Source organism: Carboxylicivirga agarovorans (assembly GCF_050589845.1).
GTDB lineage: Bacteria > Bacteroidota > Bacteroidia > Bacteroidales > Marinilabiliaceae > Carboxylicivirga > Carboxylicivirga agarovorans.
Genome location: NZ_JBNGPA010000036.1, coordinates 1 through 21,655, shown reverse-complemented (window position 1 = coordinate 21,655; position 21,655 = coordinate 1). Strand labels below are relative to the sequence as shown.

Here is a 21,655-nt window from a genome sequence, read left to right as displayed (position 1 = left end):
CTAAGAAAAATGAAAAAGCTTAATATATTACTCGTTTTTGTGTTGGCACTTACTGTTAACCTGAACGCTCAAAAGACTGATGATGAATTACTGGAGGACTTATTCCACAATACCTATAAGTTTTACCAGGCCTTACGTCATGATAATGGCGCTTATTATGATATGGTAAAAATGGAAGGCACAACAGACCGGGGCTCAGTGGCTAACATTGGAATGGGATTAATGTCTTTATGTGTCGGTCATGCAATGGGGTGGGAACCAACAGCAGAACAAAAAGTGCTACAGACTTTAAAGGCTGTTTCGGGTCAGGTACCGGGTTTTAAGCTGCCTCGCACGGCCAAAGGTTGTTTTATTCACTTTTACGATATCAATACCGGAGCTGCACGCGGCAGTAATTGGAGTCCTATTGATACGGACCTGATGTTGGGAGGTGCTTTGTTTGCCCGTAATTATTTTAAAGATAATGCAGAGATTAATGAACTGGCTAGCGACTTGTATAATTCAACCGATCATTCTGTTTTTGTTGGCGATGTTGATAAAGGACAAATTGCTTTAGGCATGAATGAAGATGGCACACCTAATGGAAACTGGACTGTGCCTTTTAATGAATACATGATCGTTGCGTGGTTTGCTAAAAATCAAGCTAATAATGTTAATTCGCCAGCTCATAAACTCTGGATGAAGCATTATGAAAATCCATCAAGCCTGAAGCATGCAGTTTATGAAGGGAATAAGGGAGATATCCCGGTTGCCTCCCCATCTTTATCACGTTTTACCTCGATGTTTACATTCATGTTTAACCACAATTTTGTGCACCATTTTTCATCTAATAAATTCTATATCGATGAGATGCGTATGGCCATGAAAGCAGACTCTGCATGGTGGTCAGACCGAAGTGATGCTGGTGATGTTGACCTGAAGGCGCTGGGATGGCAGCCTTATGAATATGGAACAGGAGCAGGTGTGGGGGCACCCGATAGTAAATACCAGGTTGATCGTATTTGTTTACCCGAAAATATGGGTACTTCAAAGGATCAGAATCAGAACCTTAATGTATCCCCACATATTCTGGCCGGTTTTTCACCTGCCGCACCAGGTCAGGTCAGGGCCGACTTATTATCCATGTTGAAAGATCCCCGAAAAATTGGTCAGGTAGATTTTGAGCCCGGTTCAACAATACTATGGAAATACAGTTACTCAGATCTGAATTGGAAACCTAATAAAGTGGAGGGGGTTGACTATTCTTGTATGTTCTTTGGACTGGCTGCTTTGCCCCAATTTCTGGGAACCGGTTTTTTCAATAAATACAACGATTTTTTTTCCGAAAAACCAAGTGCTGTTCGCGACTATAGAATGGAAAACGATGTGGTACTCAGTCCAAATCCTTCTACCGATCTGGTTAGTTTGAGAGGGGTGCATGTTGGTCAGGGCTTTGATTCTTTAAAAGTGTACAGTATAAATGGTGCCTTAGTAAAAGAAATAACAGTCAGTACTTCGCATGATTCAAAAGTAGATTTTTCCGTGAGCGATCTGGCAGATGGTAATTACCTGGTTTGCCTGTACAGTGATCGTTCATTCATTACCAAGAAGTTAGTTAAAAACTAAGAGCATTTATCATACATAAATCCGCTTAGTAGGTGTATTGAGGAAAAGCTATAAAAGAAAAAGACAAAATGAATACGATCAATAAAATACTACTGGCCATTGGTCTGCTTGCTTCTGTTGTTGCATGTAAGCATTCGGCTGATACAATAGGTCATAACAACGATAAAATATCACAACGGGTAGATAGTCTGCTCAACCTGATGACACTCGAAGAGAAAATTGGGCAAACGGTTTTATTTACCAGTCGCTGGGATGTTACTGGTCCTGTATTGCGTGAAGGTGAAGAAGATGCCATTAAAACGGGTAAATGCGGTAATATTTTTAATGCTCATACCGTTGAGTATACCCGTAAATTACAAGAGTTGGCTGTGAATGAAACACGACTCGGAATACCCCTGTTGTTTGGCTATGATGTAATTCATGGACACCAGACCCTGACACCGATATCATTGGGCGAATCAGCCAGCTGGGATTTAAAACTCATCGAGAAAAGCGCACGCATGGCAGCACGGGAAGCTGCAGCATCTGGGTTGCACTGGACTTTTGCTCCTATGTGTGATATTGGACGCGACCCGCGTTGGGGACGTGTTTCAGAAGGAGCAGGTGAAGATACTTTCCTGGGAGAACAAATTGCCGCAGCAAGGGTTCGTGGGTTTCAGGGCAATGATCTTAGTCAGACCAATACAATACTGGCCTGTGTTAAGCACATGGCTGCCTATGGGGCCTCATTGGCAGGTCGTGATTATAACAGCGTTGATATGTCTGACAGGGTATTGCGTGAAACCTATTTACCACCTTATAAAGCCGCTATTGATGCAGGAGCGCGAACCGTAATGACCTCATTTAATGATCTGGATGGAGTACCGGCATCTGCCAATAGATACCTGCTAACAGATATCCTGCGGGATGAATGGGGATTTGACGGTATGGTTGTGACCGATTACACTGCCATTAATGAACTGATACCTCATGGTGTTGCCAAAGATGAATATGAAGCTGGCGTACTGGCCATGAAAGCGGGTGTTGATATGGATATGGAAGGTGGAGTTTTTATGGACCATTTGAAAGAAGCCATTGAAAACGGAGAGATAAGTGAAGAAGAATTAAATAATGCGGTTCGTAATGTGTTACGTTTAAAGTTTGAACTGGGCATCATGGATGATCCTTTTAAGTACTGTAACGTAGTGCGGGAGCGAGAAGAAGTACTATCGGAAAAGAACCGTGAAACAGCATACGAAATGGCGGTGGCTTCATGTGTACTGCTTAAAAATGAAGCAAATGTTCTTCCTTTAAAGAAAGACGAGAAAGTTGCAGTCATTGGCCCATTGGCTAATTCAAAGCGCGATCTGCTTGGATCATGGAAGGCAGCAGGTAAGCCTCAGGCAGTTGAAGCAACAATATTGGAGGCCATAACAACTAATGCCGCGAAAGGTAAGGTGCACTTTGTTAAAGGATGCGATGTTAATACTGAAGATCGTTCCGGCTTCAGTAAAGCTATTCAGGCAGCTAAAAATGCTGATAAGGTTGTTATGGTAATGGGGGAAAAGTGGAACATGTCAGGCGAGGCAGCTTGCCGGACTAAGCTTGACTTACCTGGAGTGCAAACAGATTTGATCAGTCAAATTGCACAATTGAACAAGCCCGTTATTCTGGTTTATATGACAGGACGCTCAATGACCATTGAAAAAGAGGTAGAGGCTGTTGATGCGGTAATGAATGTATGGTATCCTGGAACAGAAGGCGGAAGGGCTGTAGCCGATTTGCTTTATGCCAAACAAATACCTTCCGGGAAATTAACGATGACGATGCCGCGTAATGTAGGTCAGATCCCGATTTATTATAATTACAAGAATACTGGTCGCCCGTTTAATCCGGAAAAGCCAAAGGATACTTATAAATCACGTTATCTTGATGTGGAGAACACACCGCTGTTTCCTTTTGGCTATGGATTGAGCTATACAACGTTTGCCTACTCCAAGCTTTTGCTTGATAAAAACACGATGAATCAGGGTGGCGAGCTAAATATCACCGTTGATGTGACAAACACCGGTGATTATGATGGCAGTGAGGTGGTCCAGCTATACATAAGGGATCATGTAGCATCAGTAACCCGACCATTGAAAGAACTGAAAGGCTTTGAGAAAGTATTTATCAGGAAAGGGGAAACCAAAACTATACGCTTCGCCATAACTGAAGATATGCTGGCCTTTTTCAGACAGGATATGTCTTTTGGTACAGAGCCCGGTACTTTTACTGTTTTTGTAGGTGCTGATTCTGATACTCAAAACCAGGTCGAATTTACCTTATTAAATCAATAACCAATAAAAGCCGGAAAAATGGTATTTACAAATCGAATTAATCAAATTATACTTCTTGTTTTTGTGGTTATGTCATTCGCCTGTTCAGCTACAAAGCCAGTAAAGAAACAACCGAATATTATTTTAATAACCTCTGATGATCACGCCATACAGGCTATAAGTGCCTATGGTCATGGTATCTCACAAATTGCTCCAACGCCAAATATTGATCGCATAGCAGCAAATGGCGCGGTTTTTAACAAAGCGTATTGTACCAACTCCTTATGCGGACCAAGTCGGGCAACCATATTAACAGGTAAATTCAGTCATATAAATGGCTTTACCCGCAACAGGGATAAGTTTGATCAGAATCAGCCTACATTACCCAAGTATCTGCAGGCGGCAGGATATGAAACGGCTATTGTTGGTAAATGGCATTTAAAAGGAGTGCCGACACAAGGCTTTGATTACTGGGAGGTCTTAAATGATCAGGGTGAATATTACAATCCTGATTTTATTACCGGCAAAGATACGGTTATGAACCATGGATATGCCACAGACCTTATCATGGATAAGTCTTTGCACTGGCTAAAAGAAGGCAGGGACAAGGATAAGCCATTTATGTTAATGGTCCAGAATAAGGCTCCACACCGTAATTGGTGGCCGGCCGAACGTCATTATAATATGTATGACTCAGTGCAATTCCCTGTGCCCGACACTTATTTTGATGATTATGAAGGTAGAGAAGCATCGGCAAAGCAAAAAATGAATGTCTATCGCGACATGTACGAAGGGCATGATTTAAAAATGACAATAGAAGCAGGTGTTGATAGCTTTCGTTACGATCCATGGCCGCACTTGTTTAACAGGGCGACAGATGAACAAAAGGAGACTTTCTGGAATGCATACAGGCCAATCAATGAAGCATTTCATAAAATGGAACTGAATGATAAAGAATTGGCGCTATGGAAGTATCAGCGATACTTGCAGGATTACATGGGGACCATTGCTTCGGTTGATGAAAACGTTGGACGTTTACTTGATTACCTTAAAGAGAATGGATTGGAGGAGAATACCATTGTTATTTATACCTCCGACCAGGGATTTTACCTGGGAGAACATGGCTTTTTTGATAAGCGTTTTATGTATGAAGAGTCTTTTCGTACACCACTGTTGATACAATATCCAGGCCAGGTAAAAGCCGGACAGGAAATTGACAAGATGGTACAAAACCTTGATTATGCACAAACAATCCTTGATTTCTGTAATGTAAATCAACCGGAGGATATGCAGGGACTTTCTTTTAAACCACTGCTTATGGGAGAAAAGGTTGATAAATGGCGTGATGCTTTATATTATCATTTCTATGAGTTTCCTGGTTTTCACGCAGTCAGACGACACTATGGCGTTCGAACAGAACGCTATAAACTAATGCATTTCTATCATAAAATGGATGTTTGGGAATTATATGACCTCCAGCAAGATCCTTCAGAAACGAATAATCTATATGGTAAGCCTGGTTACGAGGAAATTACACGCAACCTGAAAAAGCGCTTGGCTGAATTGCAGGAAGAGTACAAAGAAACCATTTGACAAACAGAAAGAAGGAACAGATTATGAGGATATATATGCTGATATTAGGCATCATTATGAGTCAGTTGCTTTTCGCTCAAAAGCCCAATGTGATTGTAATAGTCGCAGATGACCTTGGTAATGCTGATGTAGGCTATCACCAACAGAGTAAGGATATTCCAACACCTAATATTGATGAACTGGCTGAGAGCGGTGTTTATTTCAGTTGTGGGTATGTAACAGCACCGGTTTGTGGACCATCACGAGCCGGCTTGCTGACTGGAAATTATCAGCAAAGCTTTGGCTTTGATGACAATCCGGGACCCTTTCGGGCTCAACCCGATGTGTTGGCTGGTATCCCTACGGACATTAAAATAATCTCTGAATATCTAAAGCCGCAAGGCTATCAAACAGCTTGTATTGGTAAATGGCATGTTGGGCACGAGGCCGATGAGTATTTTCCAACCAATCGTGGCTTTGATTATTTTTACGGCTTCCTGGGAGGGGCAGCCAGTTATTATCCTGGCAATAATGAAAACAGAACCTTATATAAAAACACCCGGGTCGTCAAGTCAGAATCCCGTTACCTGACTGATGCTTTTGGTGATGAGGCTCGTGATTATATTTTGAACGCACGTAATAAGCCATTCTTTATGTACCTGGCTTTTAACGCTGTTCATGGGCCACTGCAGGAAACACCCGATAAATACAAAGAACCATTTAAACATATTGAAAATCCGAAGAGACGAACACTGTGTGCCATGCAGTATGCCATGGATGCAAACATAGGTAAGGTGCTGAAGACTCTTGAAGAAGAAGGATTACGAGATAATACGCTGATCTTTTTTGTAAGTGATAACGGAGGAAAGATAAAAGGTAATTATTCCTATAACATGCCTTACCGTGGAGAGAAAGGAACCTTATATGAGGGAGGGATCCGATTACCATTTTGTGTTTCCTGGCCGGCGAAAGTAAATGGGGGTGAAGAATATTCAGAGGCAGTAAGTACTTTAGATATCTTACCAACCATTCTTGCAGCAACGTCGGTAAATGACAAAAATACAATGGTGGGAAAAGACTTGTTGCCATATATAAGCGGAAAAGAGAATGGTCCTGTCCATGATGTCTTGTACTGGCGCATTAATCACCGTTGGGCTATTCGTAATAATGAATGGAAGTTGGTGAACAATGAGGCAAATGGAACACCAAAGTTGTTTAGAATATTGAGTGACAGGTCAGAATCTGAAAACCTTTACGAAAAGTATCCGGAAGTAGTAAAAGCACTGGAAGAAGAATACCAGGCATGGTCCGATAAAATGGGACCCAAACTATGGGGCTGGAGCCCTACCGTTGGCAAATATGTTCATCATCCTGATGAAGACTTTGAAGGAATAAATACAGAACAGTTTCTACCTCAGCCAAACAGAGGGCAACTGGCTTTTGTCGATAATCCGCTCAGACAGGGGCTTAATAAAAGCGATAATGTGCTTAAAATTATGCCATATGATTCAGCTGAAAGTGATTTGTCTGTTTTAATGAAAACTTCTGTTTTTCAACGACGAAAGCGCTATTTAAGCCTTAAGATTAAGGCTGTTGAGCAGTGTTTGCCAATGATTGAAATAAAAGGAAAAAAGGGAAAAGCAACATCGATTCAACCAATGGAAACATTCAAAGCAAATGGTCAATGGCAAATACTTTGTTTCGATTGTCAAGCGTTTAAAGGAGCTGTCTCACAAATTAGTTTTACATTTCAATCTACAAAGAAACCTTTAACAGAAGCAATCTTTCTGGATGATATTCATTTTAAGTCTAAACCTGACTAATGATGATAAAGACTATTTGAATCTTAAGATGAATCATTAATTTTAAGCAATAACGAATAAAATAAGCGGTCAATGGTATACAGAATATTGATAGTGCTAATACTTTTTCAGATGACGTCATTTGAGAAAAGTTTATGCAGCAATCGCTTTACCTTACCGCAGGTCACAACCTTTTACAAACACCAGTACAATGCCAGCAACCGTAATTGGTGTATTGATCTGGGAAAAGATGGCTATGTATACATAGGCAATGATATGGGTTTGATGAGTTTTGATGGTGTCAACTGGACATTAAACGAATTACCGGCCCGCTCCAAGATACGCTCTGTTTGTGTTGGTTCAGACGGACTAATATATACAGGTTCGGCAGAAGAAATTGGTTATTGGAAAAGAGATAAAACCGGACGACTCAATTATATTTCGCTGAAAGACAGGTTGGTTAATGTCACTTTCCATAACCAGGAAATTTGGCGCATCTTTGAGGATGCAGATAAAAACATAGTATTTCAGGGATTTAGCCTGACTTTGCGATATGACGGTCAACGGGTTAAGAAAGTAGAAGTGGACTCACCCCCCAACCTGATGGTAGAGTATGATAATCGTTTATGGGGAAGTACGCGTCAGGGAATCCTGCTTGAGTTAACAGGATATGGATATCAGAAAATCCTGCAGTCACCACAACTGAAGCAAGCTCGTTTAAAAGGGATCTTTCCTTATGCAGACAATCAGGCTCTGCTTATGACCCGGACGAAAGGTTTATTCATATGGGAAGAGAATACACTGAGCCCCTGGCAATGTGAAGCTAATGAACGATTAATTAATGAGGATATCAATTGTGCCACGTACCATAACGGCTTCTATTATATCGGAACGATTAATTCAGGTCTGTTAATTGTTAATTCGAAGGGGCATATCGTCCATGAGATAAACAGTCAGAACCATTTACAGGATAATACGATCCTATCACTCCAATTAGATGAATACGATCGTCTTTGGTTTACAATGAGTGTTGGCCTTGGCTACCTGGAACTTAATTCACCGATAAAGTTTTTGATTGATGCCAATAAGCGAATCGGTGCAGTTCACTCTGTGACCCATCATAAAGGTCGATTCTACATCGCTTCAAATAAAGGGGTGTGGTGTAAACCATTTGCAAAAGGTGAACAATTAGTATCATTTGACGATTTTAAGCTATTGCCTGATTTAAAAGGTCTGGCATGGTCGTTAAAGGTAGTGGATGATCATTTACTTTGCGGACATAACCGTGGTACTTACATTATAAATAAAGAGAATGTCAGGAAAATATCGAACCATGCCGGCGGTAGAAGTTTTCAAAAGCTCAAGGTCCAGGGAAAGAACTATCTGATTCTGAATAGTTATACAAATCTTGTTGTTCTGGAACAGGGTAAGCATGGCTCATGGCGATTTAAGACAACTGTTGAAGGCTTCTCTGAGCCAACCATGTCGGTTGCTGTTGACCACAAAGATCAATTATGGCTGCAGCACGACCGGAAAAGTGAACTATACAATATTCGTTTACAACAGAATCTGAAAGATGCCTATAGCTATAATGTGTATGATGCAGAAAATGGTCTGCCTCAGGATATGAAAAGTGAGGTATACGAATTCAAGAACCGGATCATTATAACCAGTTCTAAAGGTATGTTCACCTATGATGGTTTAAAGGATTCGATTGTAAAATATGACCAACTTAATGCCCAATTGGGAAAATTTAGCAATGCCCATAAAATTATAGAGCAAGACGCCAATCATTATTGGTTAATACGAAATAATCATCTTGCCCTTTTTCGTATAGAGGATGGTACAGCAACAAAACAATTGCAATATCGTTTCTCAGAACCACACATGGGATTGGTTGAGGATTTTGAAAATATTATCAACATTGATTCAATTGGTACCTTTATTGGTATGGAGAATGGAGTTGGGATGATAGGGCATGGTTCGGTCGATGATCTGAAAGCCGGGAATAGCGCGCAGGCATTTAAAATCAATGTGACACTGCAATACAAAACGGGCGATCGAATTGTTATAAGCAGTAATCCCCATGAAGGGACAATTGATTTACCTTATAATTATAAAGATTTGGAACTTACTGCTGCTTCACTTGCTTCTCCAGGCAAACGGATGGAATATCGCCTTGAGCTGATCTCTGAAACTGACAGCACTGTGCATCATGGGTATAATAACAGCTTTAAAATAGATAGTTCTGATGACAGGTATGAGTTGCGGATTCAGGCATTTGATCAATGGGGGCAGCCTGCATTGGCAAAACATATTGAGGTAAGTGTATTAAAACCATGGTATTTATCCAATGGATTTATCATGCTATGGTCTGTTTGTTTTCTGGTGGTAATGAGTGTATTGGTGCTACGATTTAAACGGAACCTCAAACGTTACCTTAACGAAGTGCCACAGGAAAGTGATAGCTTGCAAAGCAGTATAGAGTTATCGGAATTAAAGGATATAAAAAGTCAGCTTGAAGATGAGGTTATTCAACAAAATAACCATATTGCGACTGGTGCGCTAAATGCCATTAGAAATAAGGAAGTTCTGAGCAATATAAAAAAGGAGTTGACGGCACAAAAGGAAAAGTTAGGTATTCGCTATCCTGATAAATACTATAAAAAGCTGATTGATCTGATTGAATCCAATATTCATACGGAAGATGACTGGATTTTGTTTGAACGGCACTTTGATAAAGCCAACAATAATTTTGTATCACGATTAAAAGCGGTCTATCCTCAATTGACACCGCGTGATCTAAGGCTTTGTGCATATCTGAAAATGAATCTGTCGAGTCGCGAGATCGCACCACTTTTGGATATCTCGGAACGGAGTGTTGAAGTACACCGTTATCGATTAAGAAAAAAACTGGATTTACCTGCGGAAAGCAATCTGTCAGAGTTTATGATCAGTTTTTGACCTTCGGCGAAACGCTGTTTTGAATGATTTTGTATATTGCTGCTTTACCTTAATTGCATGGGAATAAAAAAAGTGAATATCAGGATTGGAGTAATTGTCATTTGTTGCCTGTTTTTAGGTGCAAACATGTTAATGGCTGCCAATGAGATAACAAATATTCTTAAAAACACATACGGGGGATTCAGTAAAAACTGGGCGATTGACTTTGATGAAAAAGGAATCGCTTATATAGGCAATGAAGCAGGCCTTTTACGTTTCGATGGCAATTTGTGGGAGTTATATAGTACACCCGGTAAAGGTAGTATCCGTTCTGTTTTTGTTGCTGGTAAAAGAATCTATACAGGTTCATTCGAGGAGTTCGGCTTTTGGGAAAATAACGGGCGTGGTCAACTCAGGTATACATCCCTGTCTATTGAATTATCCCAAGAAATATTGCATAATGATATGATCTGGAAAATCATTCCGGGGCATCAGGGAGAAGTCATATTTCAGGCCTTTAATACCTTATATATTTATAAGAACAATGCATTAGAAGTTAAGGAAATTGGGAGTGGCATTATTTTTCTGACTAAAGTACGTGACAGGATTATCACTCAGAAAACCCGGGGCAATATCATAGAATACGCAGATGGTGATTTTAAGGAAGTTGCGGAAAGCGATGCATTGAACAGAGCATATACAAGAGTGTTCCTGCCGTTCGGTTCAGATAAGTTTCTTTTAGGCTCTGGTAAGAAAGGATTGTTTATTTGGGATGGTCATTATGAACTGAAGGAATGGCAATGCGACGCACAGGAGCTGATCAGGAATTTTAATATTAACACCGGTGCCTATGATGGCCGTCATTATTATATAGGAACCCTTGATAATGGTGTTTTTAAGATCAACTCCAATGGTCAGGTTATTGAGCATTTACACGCCAGTAATGGTCTGGAAAGTAATACAATACTGGATTTGAAGTGTGACAGGCAAAAGCGCCTCTGGATTGCTTTAAATAAGGGCATCTCATGTGTCGAGTTCAATCGGCCGGTTCATTATATTACTGATCAGAAGGCAGATTGGGGTGTTGTGCATACTGCCGCCATATATCAGAACAGGCTATACGTAGGCACCAATCAGGGGGTTTATTACCATGCGATTGATAAGCTTGATTTGAGTGATCTGAAACCATCTGATTTTAAAACCATAGAGGAACTTAAAGGTCAGGTCTGGACACTGAAGACAGTAAGCAATAGCTTATTATGTAGTCATAGCAGGGGCACTTTTCAAATACAGGGAAATGATATTAAACAATTGTCAGATATTGGTGGAGGACAAAACTTTGTACCTCTACGTTTAAAGGATCAGGACTATTTGATTCAAAATTCACATACATCGCTCGTTTTGTTTGATCAGAATAATAAGGGTGTAAAACTTGCCAGTATATTGAAAGGTTTTTTTGAGCCGTCCCGCAATATGGAAGTTGATCAGAACAATAATATCTGGGTGTCTCATACCCGTCGCAAAGAGGTGTTTAAAGTGAAGATCACCGATGTTGATAAACCACTTATTAAAGAACGTTATGGATTAAACAAAGGAATGCCTCAAAACGCCGGTAACAAAGTATCAAAGCTGGATGGACGTATTATTTTTACGACTAACGATGGCTTGTTTACCTATGATGAATTACGCGATACCGTTGTACGTTATTCTAAAATAGAAGAGCAAATTAACGAATATGCCAATGCCAATGCAGTAACGAAATCCGGTTTTAATGCTTATTGGTTTGCTTTACCTCAAAAGGTTGCCCTATTCGAAATGACATCAGGTACATTGAATAAAGTGTTTGAATTTGCATTTAGTAATCCTTACAATTCACTGGATGAAAAATATCCGGTAATTGTATCCTTAAACGATAGCACAACAGCGTTTGGACTTGAAAACGGTTTGGCATTGGTTTATCAATCAGCCTATAAAAACAGGAAAGAGAGCAATGATAAAATTGTTCTTAAGCATGTCGCCTATCGGGATAAAGATAATGTAACGCGTCGCTTGTCATCTGATTCAGACACGACTGTTAGTGTGATACCATATGCCAACAAGCGTATTGTTTTTGAGTATATGTCCATGGCATCCATTGCTCATAAGGGTGAATACTGGCTGATGCTTGAGGGATTTCATAAACGATGGATCAAGGGAAATCTGCAAAATAGAATTGCATTCGAGAATCTGTCATGGGGTGATTATACGCTTCACATTAAGGGTGAAGATGAATTTGGGCATGCATTGCTACCTTTATCCTATGCATTTACCATTCCCAAACCGTTTTTTCTGAAAAGTTGGTTTATCATTCTTGCGGTATCCTTTGCTATAGTCCTATTGGCCGGAATAATATTCCTTGGTAAAAAACTCCTGAATAAACACCACAACAAGCTAATTGAAGACGAGAAAAAGGCCTGGGATGAAAAATACGAGGAAGAGCAAAAGCAACAGGAAGAACGGATGATTCGTCTGAAAAATGAATTGTTGCAGAAAGAAATTCAGCATCAAAGCACCGAACTGGCCAACCGAACGATAGCAACCATAAAAAGAAAAGAAGTACTAACGGAGGTTAAAGAGGAAATTCTGAAGCAACGGGAGCATCTTAAGTATAGTTATCCTGAAAAGTATATGAACCGTCTGATACGAATGATTGACCATAGTATAGAAGACGAAGATGACTGGAATGTATTTCGAATGCATTTCGACAGAGCTCACGAAGATTTCTTTAAAAGAATAAAAAATACCTATGACGATTTAACACCGAAGGATCTTCGTTTATGCGCTTATTTGAAAATGAACCTATCTACAAAAGAAATAGCACCCTTAATGAATGTGTCCACAAGGAGTGTTGAAGTTCATCGTTATAAAATCCGCAAAAAACTGGGACTGGACCCCAATGATAACCTGACCGAATTTATGATATCCTTTTAAGTTTGTTGTTGTTTTAAACGTCATGTTATTAGGTGTATACGACTCGTTGTTTAAGATATTAAGAGGAGATGTATAGGTGATCTGATGTTAATATTTATCCTTTGAAATACTTGATAAGGTCTGTTTATTGAAGACAGTGTTGGATGTTGATATTTTCGTTGTGCTTATAAACGAAATAGAAAGATGTCTGACACAATTAAATTACCCTGCATTCAAATATTCACTGGCCTTTTATTATTTTTTGCCGGTTCGCAAATCATGGCAAAGCCAACAGGTGATCAGCCAAATATTATAATTGTATATGCTGATGATATGGGTTTTGGAGATGTTGGCTACAACGGATTTACCGATGTGTTAACACCCCATATTGACAGCTTAGCTAAACAATCTGTTGTTTTTAACCAGGGGTATGTTTCTGCATCAGTATGTGCGCCATCACGGGCCGGCCTGTTAACAGGTCAGTATCAACAGCGCTTTGGATTCGGTGAGAATTGCAGTGCTACGGGGTGGCCGCATTCAGAAATATCGCGAGGTTCAGGTATTCCTGATGACCAGGTATTAGCACCCGAACTGTTAAAGTCTGTTGGTTATACAACCGGGATGGTCGGTAAATGGCATTTGGGAGTAGCTGAATCAAAGCGTCCTAACCAAAAGGGCTTTGATTATTATTATGGTTTTCTGAATGGCGCACACTCATATTACAAATCGGAATTGGAGATGGGCTCTAAGAAAGCCCATTGGCCGCTTTTTGAAAATAACACACCTGTTACTTTTGATGGTTACCTGACGGAGGTTTTTACAAAGAAAGCAGTGCAGTTTATTGAAGAGTCACAGGATCAGCCTTTTTTTCTATATGTAGCTTATAATGCCGTCCATCACCCGTGGGAAGTACCTGATGAATACATCGAACGACTGGCGCATATTTCACTTCCTAACCGAAGAAAGTTTGCTGCCATGGTATTGGCTCTTGATGATGGTATTGGTCAGATGATGAAAGTGCTTGAGCAATATGGTATTTCTGATAATACCATCGTTGTTTTCATCAGCGATAATGGCTCACCGCAGGGACAGGCAAAGGTCGGCACGCCCAATGATCATATGTCTTCAACCGGTGGTTTAAGAGGATGGAAGGGCGATACTTATGAGGGAGGGATCCGCGTTCCATTTTTAATTAAATGGCCTGGCATGCTTCATTCAGGTAATTATAATAAACCGGTCAGTAACCTGGATATATTACCTACTCTTGCTAATTATTTGAATATTAAAGAGACGCCTTATTTCGATGGCGTTGACCTCTTACCTTATTTGAAAGGAGAGAAGCAGGGTAATCCCCACGAAATCCTTTACTGGCGACGGGATGATGATTATGCAGTAAGAAAAGGAGACTGGAAATTATGTTGGAATAACAGGGGCATGAAAAATACCGAGACTGCCGAGCTGTTTAATCTGGCAGAAGACCCCAAAGAACAATATAACCTGGCAGAAGAATTCCCTGAGTTAGCCAGGGAGTTGCAGGAAATCTTTGACAAATGGGATGTTGACCTGCCTGATTCAAAATGGTGGGGTGGACCTCAGAATCGTAAATACAATTAACTACTTGATGATGAATAGAAAAAATCCAATTATCCTGTTGGTAGCGACCTTATTGATTGTCGCTTGCCAACCGGCAGAAAAAAAGAAGACTAAGAAAACGAAACCAAACATCGTGTTTATTTTTAGCGATGACCACGCTTATCAGGCCATAAGTGCTTATGGAGGTATATTAAAAGATTATGCCCCTACACCGAATATCGATCGTATAGCGACTGATGGTATGTTGTTTAATAGGTGTCTGGTAACCAACTCAATTTGTGGCCCGTCACGAGCTACCATACTGAGTGGTAAGTATGGTCATCTTAATGGATTTGTATCCAATGAAGGTGGAACAAAATTTGATGGCTCACAAATTACCTTTCCCAAGCTTCTGCAGGAGTCTGGCTATAAAACAGGTATTGTTGGTAAATGGCACCTGGGCTCTGATCCAACAGGTTTTGACTATTGGGAAGTTTTACCTGGTCAGGGATCTTACTATAATCCTGTTTTTAAGACTGCTGCGGGTGAGCATACGGAAACCGGGTATGTTACAGAGCTTATTACAGAAAAAGCCATTAACTATATGGAGGAAGCTCGCGAAGGCGATCAGCCATTCCTGCTGATGTTGCAGCATAAGGCTCCTCACCGCGAGTGGGAACCAGGGCCCCGGGAACTAGCGTTATATAAAGACGTCACCTTTCCTGAACCACCCACTTTATTTGATACATACGAAAACAGGGGTAAGGCGGCCAAAGAGCAGGATATGTCCATTGAGCTTACCATGCGCCTTGATCGTGATCTTAAACTGTTCGAGAATGAAAAGCTGGGAACAACAGCTCGTTTAAATGAACAGCAGGAGGAAGACTGGGATAAAGTATACGATCCGATCATTGATTATTTCAATAATGCAAAACTTGAAGGTGATGAATTGATCCGTTTCAAATACCAACGCTACATGCAAGATTACCTGGCCTGCATTGCCAGTGTCGATAAAGGTGTAGGGAAAGTACTGGATTACCTGAAAGAGAAAGGACTGGACGAGAATACAATTGTTATTTATTCTTCAGATCAGGGTTTTTATTTAGGTGAGCATGGTTGGTTTGACAAACGTTTTATGTACGAAGAGTCCCTGCGTACACCACTATTGGTTAAGTGGCCGGGAGTAACCCGACCCGGAAGTGTCAACAACAATCTGGTGTCTAATCTTGATTTTGCTCAAACATTCCTTGAAATAGCGGGAACTGCTGAACATGATGAAATGCAGGGACAAAGTATTGTGCCGCTACTTACTGGAAATAGTCCTGATAACTGGCGCATGGAACACTACTATCATTATTATGAATACCCAAGCTGGCATATGGTAAAGCGACACTATGGTATCGCAACCGAACGCTATAAACTGATGCACTTTTATCATGATGTGGACGAATGGGAGATGTATGACCTTGAAACGGACCCCAATGAAATGAATAATATATACGGGCACGCAAGCTATGCAGATGTACAAACCGATTTGCACCAACGTTTGGAGCAACTTAGGGTAAAGTATCAGGATTCAGACGAGCTTACTGAGGAGTATCTGCAGAAATCGCTCAAGCGTCTGAAACACATGAAATAAAAAAATCATAAGCTGGCCTGCATCGCTAAGTGCAGGTGGCTTTAATTAATTAAACCAGTAGATATGAAAAATCAAATATTAAGATTAGCATTTGTTATATGTGCAATAAGCATGTTTACCTGTGTCAATGCACAAAAGCTTAGTAAAAAAGCAGAGGAAACAGTTAAGAAGGAAGTGGCAGAAATGTCTGAAGTAATGCAGCTTTCAGCTGAACAGCAAGAAAAGGTACTGGAATTAAAAACCGCTTTGAGGTTGAACAATCAGAAGGCAAATAAGACTTATGAAAAGAATTCCACCGAACTTAAAAATGCGCGAAAAGAAAATATGAAGCTTTATACTGTTGAGTTAAAAAAGGTTTGTAGCAAAGAGCAGTTGTCCACCTGGCAAAAGCATAAGCAGGCCAAAAAGAATAAATAATCTGCCGGCAAAGCGTTTAACCGGATGGGAATGCCAGAGTAACAGGTGACCAAATTACGTGTAGATCTGATTGTTGAATACATATTTTATCAAAATATATAAGGAGGGGATATGATGGTGAGGAGTAATTTCTTAAACGAAAAGGAGGCGATTGAAACGATCAATATTCAGCATGTTGAATATGTGTCAGTACACTGTTCTGATGGTCGGTCTTATTCTTTGTTAAGGTCTGAAATACCCACTGATAGCAAAGCTCTGGTAAATTGGTCTGACTATTTATTTCTTGCCATCAACATGGTTAATGGTGAGTTGAAAATCATTCAAAAGTATGAGAAAACTAAAATACATTGTTGCAGCCTTTACGCTTAGTATAAATCTATTTAACAGTGAGGCGCAAAGACCTAATATTTTAATAATTACGGCCGATGATATGAACTGGAACACAGTGGCTTCATTCAATGGTCAGCAACAGGGTGAAGGTGTGACACCTAATATTGATGCCCTGGCTTCTCAAGGCGTAAAATTTACCAATGCTCATGTGGCGTCTACAGCATGTATGCCCTCCCGCAATGCAATAAATACCGGCTTGCTGCCTCATCGCAGTGGAGGAGAAGGCTTTCATGATCTGCGCATTAAAAATATACCTACTATCCCCGGTGTTTTTGATGCCAACGGTTATTTTGTTGGTATCCTTGGCAAAGTACCGCACAGCACACCCTACGAAGGTATTACACCCTGGCATATTGCCGAAGAGATGCACCGTAATACAGATATGTTCTATCAGCGCGTATCAACTGTTGTTGATTCTGCTTTAAACACTGTGGGTAAACCATTTTACCTGATTGTCAATTCTCATGATCCGCACCGGCCTTATTATAATCTGAATTCAGCAGGAACCGAACTGGATGATAAAAAGTCACACCCTTCAAGGATTTATTATCCTGAAGACGTTCAATTACCGGCCTGGTTGCCCGAACACGAAGATATCAGGCTGGAGATGGCAGAATACCTTTGCACATGCAGGCGAATGGATGATGTGGTAGGGAAAGTGATGCAGGTTATTGACGAGCAAGGTATTGCCGATAATACCCTGGTGTTTTTCTTATCTGATCATGGCATGGCGGCTCCCAGTGTAAAATCCAATATTTATTATCATTCCACTAAAACACCAATGATAATGCGCTGGACCGGGAACCCGGATCTGATCTCTGGTTCTGAGATAAAGTCCCTGGTTTCAGCGCTCGATATTTTCCCAACGATTTGTGAAGCAGCTAATATTAACGTGCCCGAAAACCTGGATGGTCAATCCTTAATTCCATTGATAAGTGGCGAAGAACAAAATGGAAGAGACATGCTGTTTTCCACTTATAATACTACCATCAGTAAAAATATTTATGCATTCAGGAAAGTTCACAGTACCAAATATGCCTACATATTTAACCCCTGGCATGACGGCAGAACAACATACAACAGCTCCTCCTTAGGAGCCAGTTTCTTTGAAACAATGCTTAATATCGGACAAACTGATGATATGTGGCAGGAGCGATGTGATTTTATCTTAACCCGTATTCCTGAAGAATTCTATGATGTGGAGAATGATCCTGATTGTCTGAATAACCTGGTAAATGAAGAAGCATACCAGGAAGAGATTACCAGGTATAAGGAACGCTTGCGACAAGAAATGGCAGCCAGTGAAGATCCAATGTTGTCAGTCTTTAATGAATACCAGGCAAGTGGTGATGTGATGAGGACTTATGAGGAGTTTGTTAAGGCAATTGAGCAGGCTCAATGGATAGGACATGCCCCCAATCTGGTTGTGGTCGAGGAGAAATGGACCATATATCCGGCGGCTGGAACAATCTATGATGAAAACTTTGAAAACACGCCATATCAATACGGCAAGTTAGGTGGAGCAGCTGTGGAAATTGTCGAAAATCCATTCAAACAAGGTATAAATACAAGTGAAAGCGTATTAAAGGTATCAAGAGATGCCTCCAATACACGCACATATATCGGAACTTCTGCATTGATTGCAGAGTTTGACGCGCCAAGGTATGTTCACATGAAAATACTAAAAAGCAAGGCATCGGCTACACGTTTCCAGGTCTCAAAGAAAGATAATTCTGAGAAGCTGATAAAAACGAGCATTAATAGCTATGATGAGAACCATCTGGGAGAGTGGCAGGATCTGGTTTTTGACATGGGAAGCACGTACGAGGCTTGCGGTAAAGTGTGGATGCAGGTGGATTATGCCGGAGATCCCGGCCCACATGATATATATATTGATGATATCCTGTTTAATGATGATCCTGATTCAAGGGATGCAATCAGTACCTCTGTTTTAACTGGTAAAAATCAGCATATAAAGGTCTTTCCCAATCCAGCGCAAGACCGCTTGTTTGTTAGTGGGTTTAGTGGTGAACGTATTGATGTATTAGATGTTACAGGGAAGGTATATTGCTCTTTAAGCGGATGGTCTGAAAACAAGGAGATTGATCTTGCCCACTTGCCAGATGGCGTATATTTGCTCCGTTTAAAATATGAAGATAGGTATCTCGTTCGTAAATTTCTAAAACAATAGATGATGTATCGAATTAAAAGTATGAGTTGTTTGTTCCTTTTTCTTGTTTTATTGCAGGTTAAGGTGTTAGCAGAGTTAAAAATGCCTACTTTCTTTGGCAATAATATGGTGCTGCAGCAAAATACCTCAAATGCAATATGGGGTTGGGCAGGAAAAAGTGAAAAAGTAAGCATTGAAACATCATGGGGTGAAGTACAAAATACCAAATCAGATGAACAGGGGTATTGGAAAGTGTTCTTACCAACACCATCTTATCGGCTAAACGAAGTCATCAATATATCTACATCGTCAGACAACCTTGTCTTGAAGAATGTCGCGATCGGAGAGGTGTGGTTATGCCTTGGGCAATCCAATATGGGGTGGGCTTTGCAAAATTGCTTTGGAGCAGCCGATGATCTGAAGAATGCAGAAATGAATGAATTACGCATCTACAAATCAGACCGACAACACTGGCATGAGCCACGTAACGATTGTGCAACCGGGTGATGGAGCGTGTCAGATTCCGCATCTGCAGCCCGTACTTCGGCCGTTGCATGGTATTTTGGCTCTACTTTGCAAAAGCATGTGGGCATTCCGGTTGGTATTATTGTTCAGGCTTATGCAGGCACTCCTGTTGAAGGCTGGATACCTTGGGAATACCAATCAGACATAAAGCGCAGCCGGTATCATAAACAAGCTTTAGATGATGTGGCTCAGCGACAGACAGAGAAGCTTGGGTTGAGCGCAGATGCAGCTGTTGTTGAGTATAGAGCTGCACTTGAGAATTATCAGCAAAGAATGGCTGCCGGAGATACAATGAAGAATAAAAATAAGCGCTTAATGGCTCCCGTTATTACTAAACCTGCTGATTTGGGAAACCAGTATCCCCAGCATATTTATAATGCCATGGTGCATCCTTTGCTTGGTTATGGTATCAGAGGTGTCATCTGGTACCAGGGGGAACGCAACTCGAAGAGCGTTCAGCAAGCCCTGGCATTTAAAGGGCAACTAACCAGGTTAATAAATACTTACCGCGACTTATGGAATACTCATTCAGAAGGAAACGTTACTAAGGATTTGTACTTTTCACTGACGCAGTTACCCGCCTGGGGAGCGACGCAGGAGCATCCATCAGAAGGTCTGGAAGCTCCTTGGGCAGTATCCCGTCAAATGATGTTTGAGATGGCCCGGGAATCCGGTAATATTGGTCTGGCTGTATCCATTGATACCGGCAGCCCTGTAGAACTTCACCCAAAGAATAAGAAGCCAATAGGCATGCGTCATGCTTTTACTGTGCTTCATGATGTTTATAATATTTACGAAACGGGTCATGGTCCATATTACACATCGTATGAAATAGCGGGCAATGAGGTGATCTTATCGTTTAAAGGGAACGGCAGTGGATTATCGAAAGCCAGGCAAGAGCCCTTAAACAGTTTCGCAATTGCAGGTGCAGATAAGAAATGGTATTGGGCCAGGGCCAGAATAGAAGGTGAAACTGTTGTCGTTTCATCCAAGTTCGTTGAAAAGCCTGTTGCAGTGCGTTATGCCTGGGCAATGAATCCGTCGCAACGTAACCTCTTGTACAATAAAGAAGGATTTCCCGCATCACCTTTCCGAACTGATGATTGGCCTTTGTATAAAGAAGGGGAGGAGGAAATAACGGTTGAAAAGCCCAAAAAAGGACCAGGTTATGTGGCAAAGGACTGGTCCAGACCTATAATGAAGCCTCTTAAATAATTGTTTAGCGTATTGCACTTAAGCGTTGTTTGCTGTTAAGTTTAGTACGCTTGTTTCCCGATTCAAAGAGGATGTCCAAAATGTAGGATATTGCTCGCAAAGAACGCAAACGAAGAAAAACGCAGAGTACGCAAGGTGTTGAAAAATAACATCATATACTTTGTTGTCTTGGCGTAATCCTTAGCGGCCTTAGCGTGAAACTATAAATTTGGACAGCCTCTTTTTTATGATTTGGATGAATGAGAATTTGCAATCAGTACCATCAAAGTAAACTAATAGCGATTCAATTATAGGCATAGTTTATGCAACCACACTCCGATAGCTATCAGGGTGCTCAAATTACACAAATGGATAAACAGCTAAGCTGTTTGTGAATGGATCATAATGACAAAATGTCGAATCGCTATTTTGTGCATTACATACCCGGGACGTCGCTGCGCTTTGCCTTTTAGTGTTCGAAAAGAAGTTTTATAAACGTATAGATCTATGCATCATGTAAATCAGCTCTCCTCCTTACAAAAAGCTACTCTTTATACGCATTATTGTTAAACACATATTT

General features: G+C 40.7%; 12 protein-coding genes. All 12 read left to right on the top strand.

All coding sequences use genetic code 11. The annotated features are described in order from the left end of the window. The first annotated feature begins 9 nt into the window (after positions 1–9). The 12 genes from ACRD69_RS21630 to ACRD69_RS21575 all read left to right on the top strand — a co-directional run bounded on the left by ACRD69_RS21630 (position 10) and on the right by ACRD69_RS21575 (position 21,096). A complete protein-coding gene (locus tag ACRD69_RS21630) occupies positions 10–1,605 on the top strand; it encodes a T9SS type A sorting domain-containing protein (RefSeq protein ID WP_430817236.1) in 1,596 nt (531 codons plus the stop codon). A gap of 68 nt (positions 1,606–1,673) precedes the next feature. Then, the gene (locus tag ACRD69_RS21625) at positions 1,674–3,923 is read left to right on the top strand and encodes a glycoside hydrolase family 3 N-terminal domain-containing protein (RefSeq protein ID WP_430817235.1); all 2,250 of its coding nucleotides are present in this window, start codon (positions 1,674–1,676) and stop codon (positions 3,921–3,923) included. An 18-nt stretch (positions 3,924–3,941) separates the two neighbouring features. After that, positions 3,942–5,495 (top strand): sulfatase family protein, encoded by a 1,554-nt coding sequence (locus ACRD69_RS21620; protein WP_430817234.1) that lies wholly within the window; start codon positions 3,942–3,944, stop codon positions 5,493–5,495. 23 nt (positions 5,496–5,518) lie between these two features. Continuing rightward, positions 5,519–7,297, top strand: coding sequence for a sulfatase family protein (locus ACRD69_RS21615; protein ID WP_430817233.1), 1,779 nt, complete (start codon positions 5,519–5,521; stop codon positions 7,295–7,297). A gap of 111 nt (positions 7,298–7,408) precedes the next feature. Then, positions 7,409–10,240 carry a helix-turn-helix and ligand-binding sensor domain-containing protein gene (locus tag ACRD69_RS21610; protein WP_430817232.1) on the top strand — a complete coding sequence of 944 codons (2,832 nt, stop codon included), beginning with the start codon at positions 7,409–7,411 and terminating at the stop codon, positions 10,238–10,240. Between the two features lie 57 nt (positions 10,241–10,297). After that, positions 10,298–13,189 (top strand): helix-turn-helix and ligand-binding sensor domain-containing protein, encoded by a 2,892-nt coding sequence (locus ACRD69_RS21605; protein WP_430817231.1) that lies wholly within the window; start codon positions 10,298–10,300, stop codon positions 13,187–13,189. 258 nt (positions 13,190–13,447) lie between these two features. Then, positions 13,448–14,782 carry a sulfatase family protein gene (locus ACRD69_RS21600; RefSeq protein WP_430817230.1) on the top strand — a complete coding sequence of 445 codons (1,335 nt, stop codon included), beginning with the start codon at positions 13,448–13,450 and terminating at the stop codon, positions 14,780–14,782. A gap of 10 nt (positions 14,783–14,792) precedes the next feature. Then, positions 14,793–16,379 carry a sulfatase family protein gene (locus ACRD69_RS21595; RefSeq protein ID WP_430817229.1) on the top strand — a complete coding sequence of 529 codons (1,587 nt, stop codon included), beginning with the start codon at positions 14,793–14,795 and terminating at the stop codon, positions 16,377–16,379. A gap of 63 nt (positions 16,380–16,442) precedes the next feature. Beyond that, positions 16,443–16,796, top strand: a complete 354-nt coding sequence (locus tag ACRD69_RS21590; RefSeq protein WP_430817228.1) for a hypothetical protein — start codon at positions 16,443–16,445, stop codon at positions 16,794–16,796. A 328-nt stretch (positions 16,797–17,124) separates the two neighbouring features. Beyond that, positions 17,125–19,377 carry a sulfatase-like hydrolase/transferase gene (locus ACRD69_RS21585; RefSeq protein ID WP_430817227.1) on the top strand — a complete coding sequence of 751 codons (2,253 nt, stop codon included), beginning with the start codon at positions 17,125–17,127 and terminating at the stop codon, positions 19,375–19,377. 3 nt (positions 19,378–19,380) lie between these two features. Then, a complete protein-coding gene (locus tag ACRD69_RS21580) occupies positions 19,381–19,863 on the top strand; it encodes a hypothetical protein (protein WP_430817226.1) in 483 nt (160 codons plus the stop codon). 6 nt (positions 19,864–19,869) lie between these two features. After that, positions 19,870–21,096, top strand: a complete 1,227-nt coding sequence (locus tag ACRD69_RS21575; protein ID WP_430817225.1) for a sialate O-acetylesterase — start codon at positions 19,870–19,872, stop codon at positions 21,094–21,096. The last annotated feature ends 559 nt before the right edge of the window (positions 21,097–21,655 follow it).